The 8,128-nt window shown below is 66.1% G+C and carries 7 protein-coding genes; 2 read left to right on the top strand and 5 right to left on the bottom strand.

The window, feature by feature from the left end; translation table 11 throughout:
- Positions 1–35: 35 nt before the first annotated feature.
- The 3 genes from E0E41_RS15875 to E0E41_RS15865 all read right to left on the bottom strand — a co-directional run bounded on the left by E0E41_RS15875 (position 36) and on the right by E0E41_RS15865 (position 3,807).
- The gene (locus tag E0E41_RS15875) at positions 36–1,454 is read right to left on the bottom strand and encodes a MutS-related protein (RefSeq protein ID WP_130870717.1); all 1,419 of its coding nucleotides are present in this window, start codon (positions 1,452–1,454) and stop codon (positions 36–38) included.
- Between the two features lie 3 nt (positions 1,455–1,457).
- Positions 1,458–2,456 carry a hypothetical protein gene (locus tag E0E41_RS15870; protein WP_130870716.1) on the bottom strand — a complete coding sequence of 333 codons (999 nt, stop codon included), beginning with the start codon at positions 2,454–2,456 and terminating at the stop codon, positions 1,458–1,460.
- A gap of 268 nt (positions 2,457–2,724) precedes the next feature.
- Entirely contained in the window at positions 2,725–3,807 is a 1,083-nt protein-coding gene (locus E0E41_RS15865; protein ID WP_242623809.1) for a hypothetical protein, read from the bottom strand.
- A gap of 126 nt (positions 3,808–3,933) precedes the next feature.
- Here E0E41_RS15865 and selD point away from each other — a divergent pair, with 126 nt between their 5' ends.
- Both selD and udk read left to right on the top strand, forming a co-directional pair.
- Positions 3,934–4,977, top strand: a complete 1,044-nt coding sequence (gene selD, locus E0E41_RS15860; protein ID WP_130870715.1) for a selenide, water dikinase SelD — start codon at positions 3,934–3,936, stop codon at positions 4,975–4,977.
- 31 nt (positions 4,978–5,008) lie between these two features.
- Complete coding sequence (udk, locus tag E0E41_RS15855) at positions 5,009–5,626, top strand: uridine kinase (protein WP_130870714.1); 618 nt, start codon at positions 5,009–5,011, stop codon at positions 5,624–5,626.
- Positions 5,627–5,663: 37 nt separating this feature from the next.
- Here the strand turns inward: udk and E0E41_RS15850 are convergent, their stop codons facing one another.
- Complete coding sequence (locus tag E0E41_RS15850; RefSeq protein ID WP_130870713.1) at positions 5,664–6,239, bottom strand: hypothetical protein; 576 nt, start codon at positions 6,237–6,239, stop codon at positions 5,664–5,666.
- Positions 6,232–8,127: a M56 family metallopeptidase gene (locus E0E41_RS15845; RefSeq protein ID WP_130870712.1), complete on the bottom strand. Its 1,896-nt coding sequence runs from the start codon at positions 8,125–8,127 to the stop codon at positions 6,232–6,234. The genes E0E41_RS15850 and E0E41_RS15845 overlap by 8 nt, the downstream gene beginning before the upstream one ends.
- Position 8,128 lies beyond the last annotated feature (1 nt).

Genomic DNA, 8,128 nt, shown 5'->3' with positions numbered 1-8,128 from the left:
CCGGCTACACCGATGAGGCGGGCCGCACTCTCCGGCTACACGCCCGGCGGGGCGGGCAGGAGCCGGTAGTCCATCCGCCGGGCGATGCGCTTGCGGGGATCGTCCCCCTCGTCGCCCTGGATGTCACGCACCAGACCGGCCACCTGGTAGTGGGAGCCGGCCACGTCGCTCACCCCGTCGTAGTGGGTGGTCATGAGGGCCACGCAGTCCAGGGTGCCCAGATGGCGCACCAGGGCCCGGGCCAGGGCGGCGCCCTCCTGGGGGTTGGTGCCCCGGGCGAACTCGTCCAGAGCCACGAAGAAGAACTGGCCCTTGGTCTCCCGCAGCAGCTTGTCCAGCAGGTGGACCTCCTTGCCGAAGGAGGACAGGCCGCCGGCTCCCGGGCCGCTGTCGGCCAGGATCAGCTCCACCCGCTCAAACAGGGGGAGGGCGGCGGACTGGGCGAACACGAAGAAGCCGCACTGGCACAGCAGCAGGGAGAGGACGGTGGAGCGCAGGGACACGGTCTTGCCGCCCATGTTGGCGCCGGTGATGACCGTGCAGCCCTTGCCCAGCTCCAGGTCCAGGGGGGTGAAGCTCTCGCCCCGGTTGCGCAGGTCCTCCTCCACCTGGGGATGGCGCACCCCGTGGAGGGTGATGGACTTATCCCGGCTGAGGGTGGGGCGGGCGCAGCCGAACCGCAGGGCCAGCTTGGCCTTGGCCACGGTCAGGTCCAGACGGCCCAGGGTCTCCATGCAGGTGAGGAACCGGTCCTTCCACACCATCAGCTTGCCGGTCAGGTCCTGGCGCACCACCAGCTCCAGCTGGTCCTCCTGCACCGCCAGTACCCGCCGCTTTTCCAGCAGGGGACCCCGCTTGTCGTCCTGGGTCATGCGGATGGCCTTTTCCAGCTTGGCCTTCTCCGCCCGCAGGGGGGCCAGGTCGTTGTGGTAGCAGTTGGCCACGGTGAAGGTGGGCAGCCGCCGGCCGTCCGGGTCCATCAGGTCCAGGGCTTCCGCCAGGGAGGGGAAGGTGATGCCGGACAGGGCGGGCATGGCCTCGTAGGCCTGCACCAGCCGCTCCAGGGTCACCAGAAAATGCTTGATTTCAAACAGTTCCACCAGGTCGAAGGGCACTCCGGGGTCCCGGTCGAAGGAGCCCCGGATGTCGTGGAACAGGGGCAGCTGCTTGGTCACCCCCCGCAGGGCAGAGGCGGCGTCCTTCAGGTCCGCCGGGTCCAGCTCCACCGGGCCGCAGCCGCAGAAGGTCCCCTCCTGGGGCCGGGTGCTCCCGGCGTTCCACAGCTCCATGGACAGGGCCACGTTGTCCAGCTCCTCCTCCAGAGCCTTCTCCTCCCCGGGGCCGTACCAGCGCAGGTCCCGGGCCGCCGTCCGGCCGAAGGGCGACAGGGGGCTCAGCCGCTCCAGCACCCATTGCAGGCCGGCGTTCTCCCGCAGTTCCAAGGTCAGTTTCATGGCCTATGCCTCCTTCACGTTGACCACCGGCAGGTCGATGGCCTGCCGGAGGGCTTGTACGAATTTGTCCGCCTCAAAATGCCAGCCGTAGGCCGACCAGGGGTTGGCGGCCACCGCCGCGATGGTCAGCTCCCGCCGCACCAGCAGCTCCCCGCCGTTGCGCAGGAACAGGTCCAGGGCGGCGCGGCCTGCCAGTACATGGGTGGCGTCCGCCGCCACCAGGGTGGTGGGGGCGCCCCGCCGGGCCAGGGTTTTCAGCAGCGGGTCCATAATGCCGCCGGCGGCCCATACCACCAGGGGCTGCCGGGGCAGCTTGTTCCAACGGGGACCGCCGGTCTCGTCCAGGGGCAGCTCCATAGGCTCCCCGTCCGGGGTAAACAGGGCAAAGCGGGCCTCCAGACCCTCCAGGGCCTGCCGCAGCTTTTGATTTTCCGGGGGCTTGCGGTCGAAGAGCCAGCAGGTGTGGGCGGTCTCCGCCACCACCAGCTCCATGTCCCGGTCCAGGGAGGCGCCGGTGCACAGCAGGGCCACTCCCTCCACCCCGGCTCCCGCCAGGGACTTGCGCCCGGCTGCCCCGTCGATGAGCACCCGCTGGGCGCCCAGCTCCAGGAACGTTTTGGTCAGGGGTGGCAGCTGCCCGGCGGCGGAGGGCCCGGCCAGCTGCACATAGCCATCGGACAGGGCCCGCAGAATGGCCACCGGCCCCAGCGGGGTCATCACGTCAGTGAGACCCACCACCTCCAGGGTGGGATCGCACAGGGAGAGCATCCCCCGGGCGGTGGCAAACAGATCTCCGGCTTTCACATACAAATCGGGCTTTTCGGTGCCCGTTACCAGGTCGGTGCTCTCGCCGTCCCGGCCTACCGAGGTAAGGGCCAGCCGCTCGTTCTCCAGTTCCGCCATCAGCCGGCGCATGGCGGTGGTTTTTCCGGCGTTCTTGCACAGCCCGATCACCGTGACGGGGGAGGCGTCCCCCACCAGCGGCGCTAACAGGTGTTCCAAAAGATGGCCTCCCTTCCAAGCAGAATTTGGATGACTTGTCAAGGGCATTATAAAAGCCCCCCGGCGATTCTGTCAATGGGGTGCCGACCGCCAAAATCGGGACTTTTGGCGGAAAGTGCAACTTTTTTCCGCCCGCCTGCAAGGACCGGAAAAAGTGAAGAGAATGCCGCCGGGGCCCTCACTATAAGAGACCCGGCGGCGCTGGCAGTTGGCAGATATGGAGCTTATCTGCAAGAAAAAATGAAAATCTTGCAAAAAATGAGGAGCTTCAGATTTGGGCTTCCAGGTGGGCGATCAGATTGTCGGCGGTGGCGTACACCCGGGAAAAATCCACATGGGGGTTGTAACAGCTCTCCAGCTCGTCGTGCATCCCCTTGGCCTGGGCCAGGGCGTCCACCGCCTCCTCCAGCAGGGCGGCGGACACCTTGCGGGCAAAGCGGAGCCGGGCCCGGTTGCGTCGGGTGAGCTCCGGGTCGGCCATGGCGTCCACCCGGATGCGGCGGTAGGGCTTGTGAGGCCAGGGGGCGGCGGGGGTGGTGGTGATGAAGGCCAGGGACAGGGCGGGAATGAGCAGGTGCTCCATCCGGTCGGGACAGAGGGGGGAGGGGCACACGATCACGTCCCGGCCGGAGGCCATGGCTCCGGCGGCCAGATGGACCAGCATGCCGTGGGCCAGCCCCCAGGGGTCGGACAGCTCATAGACACGGTTACATAATAATTCTACGGTGTCGAAATTACAGAGCACGCCCTTCCAGGTGATTCCGCTCAGAAACCGCTGGACCGACCGGCCCTCCTCTTCCCCCTCGCCCCGCATCTCCCGGGACAGGATGCCCTTGGCCCGGCGGGCAAGTTTTTCTTCAAGCGACTGGGTCAGAAGGAGTGCGCGGTTGTCCTCCGCCAACTGGGCGGCGGCGGTAAGACAGCGGTAGGCCCGCTGATAGCAGCCCTTGTAACCCTTCATACACCCCTTCAGCTGGTCCTTCACCGTTAGCAGCCCGTCCCGGTCATAGCACTCTCCAAGATTTACATAAGATTCTACCAGACCGGGGTATTTCGGCTCCACCACATGGGGGGCGGTACCGTCCACCACGGCGGTTTTCAGCGCGGGGATAATGACCGCGTCCAGGGAGTCCGGATCCCCGGAGCAGTCGATGTACTCCACCTCCAGGCCGTGCTCCTCCATGGCGGCCCCCACCTTGCGCATGAGGGAGGATTTGCCGCATCCGGGGCCGCCCTTCAGGATAAAGAGCTCCTCGGCCTCCTCCGGGTCGATGAGCTGGTCGTACAGGGAGTAGAAACCGGTGGGGGAGTTGGCCCCCAGAAAATAATGGATCCTTGGCTGCGCTTGCATAGGCGACCCTCCAAATCTCAGGTTTTTTCACTTTCAGGCTATGCAAAGGGCAGAAAGAGGGTGCGGCGGCAATTGCATTTTGGATGGAAATAGGGTACACTGAACACAGAGAAAGGGGGTGACCGTATGCCGTATGAGAAGCTGCGCCTGACCGCCATGACCACGGCCGGTGGGTGAGGGGCCAAGATAGGACCGGGTGTCCTAAGGAATGTATTGGCCGGCCTGCCCAAGGTGGCCGACCCCAGGCTGCTGGTGGGCTTTGACGAGAGCGACGACGCCGCGGTGTATCAGGTCAGCCCCGACGCAGCCATGATCCAGACGGTGGACTTCTTCCCGCCGGTGGTGGACGACCCCTATACCTTCGGGCAGATCGCCGCCGTCAACGCCCTCTCTGACGTGTACGCCATGGGGGGACGGCCCAAGCTGGCCATGAACCTGCTGGCCTTCCCCTCCTGCCTGCCGCTGGAGGCGGTGGGGGACATCCTGGCCGGAGGGGCGGACAAGGTGGCCGAGGCCGGGGCGGTGATCGCCGGAGGCCACAGCATCGAGGACCAGGAGCCCAAGTACGGCCTGTGCGTCACCGGCTTTGCCCACCCGGACGCCATCCTCACCAACAGCGGGGCGAAGGAGGGGGACATTCTGGTGCTCACCAAGGCCCTGGGCACCGGCATCCTCACCACCGCCGCCAAGGCGGAGCTGCTGGGGGAGGCGGACTACCGGGCCATGGTGGAGCTGATGACCACCCTGAACAAGTACGCCGCCGAAGCCGCAGCCCCGGTGCGTCCCCACGGCTGCACCGACATCACCGGCTTCGGGCTGGTAGGCCATGCCAAAGAGATGGCCCAGGGCAGCGGCCACACCGTGGAGCTGTGGGCCGGCAAGGTGCCGGTGGTGCCTCTGGCCCTGGAGCTGGCCATGGACGGCATCATCCCCGCAGGGGCCTACCGGAACATGGACTTTGCCCAGGCCGACGTGGAGCTGGCGGGGGAGGTGGCCCGGGAGCGGCTGGACTGCCTCTACGACCCCCAGACCGCCGGCGGGCTGCTGCTCAGCGTGGCAGAGGACAGAGCGGAGGAGCTGCTCCGCCGCCTGGCGGACAGCGGCGTCACCGCCGCCGCCATCGGCAGGGTGCTGCCCCGGGGGGAAAAGTGGCTGCGCATTACGCCATAAACCAAAGAAACAGACAGGGGAGCGGACGGAAATGGATACCATGATCATCGGCATCGCCGGAGGCACCGGCTCGGGCAAGACCACCCTGACGCTGGGGCTGAAGGAGCGGTTTGGAGATTCGGTCTCCATCCTGTACCACGACAACTACTACAAGGCCCATGACGAGATGCCCTACGAGGAGCGCTGCAAGCTGAACTACGACCACCCGGACGCCTTCGATACCGACCGGCTGGTGGCCGATCTGGAGGCCCTGCGCCGGGGCGAGCGGGTGGAGAGCCCCACCTACGACTACACCATCCACAACCGCTCGGCGGAGACGGTGGAGGTGAATCCCGCTCCGGTGATCCTGGTGGAGGGCATCCTGATCTTTGTGGAACCCGCTCTGCGGGAGATGATGGATATCAAGATCTTCGTGGATACCGACGCCGACGTGCGCATTTTGCGGCGGATCATGCGGGACGTGAAGAAGCGGGGCCGCTCCCTGGATTCGGTGGTGCAGCAGTACCTGAACACCGTCAAGCCCATGCACGAGCAGTTTGTGGAGCCCTCCAAGCGGTACGCCGACATCATCGTGCCCGAGGGCGGCAAGAACGCCGTGGCCATGGACATGATCATCCAGCGCATCCGCAGCCATCTGGCCATGGAGTAAACGGAAAAAGCGCCTGCCCCGTGGGGCAGGCGCTTTTTTATGTCTCCGGGGCCTCCTGCTCCGGAAAGGAGTTTCGCAGGACAAAAAGCTGGTAAATGATGAAGGCGCACACGATAAACCCGGCGATCAGCAGACCGATATAGAGGGCGGTCAGGGCGGTGCTGTCCTCCCAGGGCAGGGGGAGCATCAGAAGCACCTGGATGACGGCCTCTGCGTTGCGGCAGAGCCGCAGACTGTCCGCCCGGATGCCATGATCCTCCGCCAGCTGGGACAGATCGGTGAGCATCTGGAAGCGGAAGTAGATGCCCACGCAGATCAGCAGGATGGAAAACAGGAAGAACCGGCCTGTCAGCTCCTGCCCTGTCAGCAGTACCGCCAGCCAGTCCACCCCACTCACCGCCCCCAGCAGGACGCAGAAGGGCTTCAGCAGGAGCAGGCTCCTCAGCTCCGTTCCCAGCAGCACAATGGCGGAGAAAATCAGCAGATAGCCCGCCCAGTTGGGCAGCAGGTTCAGAGCGTGGTCGTTGACGGTCAGGTTGAAGTCCAGGTAGAGCAGCACATAGGCCCAGGCGATCTTGGTCAGGGCCCGGCGGATGCGGATATTGTCAGTCATAGGTCACCTCCTCCGGCCAGACAATGCCGGTGTACTCCTGATCCTGGTACTGGAATTTCACCGCGATGGCGGCTGGGGCCTGCTGGTGGTCGCAGCCCCTGGGATCGCTGCCCCCTCCGCTGCCCCAGCCGTACTCCTCCGGCGTGTTGAGGGAGCTGCGGCCGAATTCCGCCGGGAAGGCCTCACCCTGGGCCAGCGGCTCGTACCAGACGGCAAGAGAGACCTCCTCCCCGCCTTCCCAGGCCCGGCCGCCGGTGGAGCGGTAGTAGATGGTGAAGGGAGTATCCGGCCGGGGTACGGTGTCCAGCTGAGCCTCGCCGGTAAAGAAGCCGTCGGAGTTGAAGCGGTTATCCACGCCCAGCAGGTACTGGTAGTCGATCTGGATGGTGAAGTCCTCCACTTGGGCCGTATAGGCCAGGGCGGGCAAGGCGGTAGTGGGATGGACGGCCAGGGTGCATTCCGGGTCCACCGCCGCCCAATCCTCCAGAGGTTTCACCGCCCAGAAATTCCCCTGCCGGAACACCCGTACCGGCTGGGACACAGCGATGGACTGCCCTTCTTCGTAGCTGTCCGCAAACCAGGTGCTGTAGGTGTCCAGCACCAGCAGGCCGGTGTAGTTCCCATCCGGACCTTCCAGCAGGTTGTACACCCGCCAGTCGGCCTGGGCACCGCTTCCCTCTGAAATGCCCAGAGGCTCCAGCGGATAGGGGGCGTCCAGACCTTCCCGTGTCCGGGCGGTAGCTAACAGCTCCGACAGCTCCTCCTCCGGGGCGGCCATGACCAGATAGGCGGGGCTGTCTGCCAGCAGGGCCTTGACATAGGTGTCCAGAGCCCCCGCCGGAGTGGTGGCCCGGTTGAGCCGGGCCCGGGCCAGCGCCAGGGGCCCGGAGGCATACTGGCCGGGCAGCTCCACCGCCCCCACCGTCCCCGCCAGACAGGCGATGGCCAGCACCGCTGCCACACAGCAGGAGCCCAGGCCCACCCCCTTGGGGTAGCGCTTGAACCGGGCGATGGAGGAAATGCGGGCCTTGATATTCTGCCCGCCGTTGGCCATGGAGGTGGTGCCCGGCGAGCGGGCGTATCTGTCGTCCGCCATGGACAGGAGGATCACCCCGTACTCCCGGCGCGCCTCCCCCTCCAGCCGCTCCAGCACCCGCTGGTCGCACAGGGCCTCGCTGTCGTTCTGTGCCCGGTCCCAGCAGTACCACAGCAGGGGGTTGCACCAGTGGAGGCACCGCAGCACGCACATGCCCACCCCGGCCCACAGATCGCCGTATTTCAGGTGGAGCAGCTCGTGGAGGATCACCTTGTCATCCACTTCCCGTGCCGGCAGCACCAGCACCGGGGCCAGGGGCCCGCATACAAAGGCGCTTTCCACCCCCGGCAGCACGGTTATCCGCTTGGGAGCCTTCAGGCCGTATTGGGCTGCCACCGCCTCCACCTGCGCCAGCGCGTCAGGGGAGGGGGCGGAGCCCCTTGCCACCCGCCGCCGCAGGATCAGGTAGGACAGGAAGAACCACAGCAGGGTTACCACCACCCCGGCGGCGTAGAGGTAAAACAGCACGTCGGTGACGCTGCCCGGCCGGACGAATCGCACCAGAGGAATGGGGGTCAATACCTCCGTCACGCCGTAGGGGTCGGTGAGAGCGGAGGCCATATGGGATTCCGCTCCGGTTTTGGCTGCCTCCAGCACCACATCCAGGCCGGGGATCAGCACCCGGCCGAAGAGCCCGGCGGGCAGCAGCAGCCGGGCGGCCAGAATGGCCCACACCCCGTACTGCCACCGGGGGGACAGCTTATCCAGAAAGAGCCGCTTGGCGATGAGCAGCACCGCCGCCGTGATGGAGACGGTGAGGGTCTGCATCAGGAAGGACCAGATATTCTCCACG

It is taken from the genome of Intestinimonas massiliensis (ex Afouda et al. 2020) (assembly GCF_900626285.1).
GTDB lineage: Bacteria > Bacillota > Clostridia > Oscillospirales > Oscillospiraceae > Flavonifractor > Flavonifractor massiliensis_A.
The sequence above is the reverse complement of the archived record's forward strand: the minus strand, read 5'-3'. Positions and strand labels throughout refer to the sequence as shown.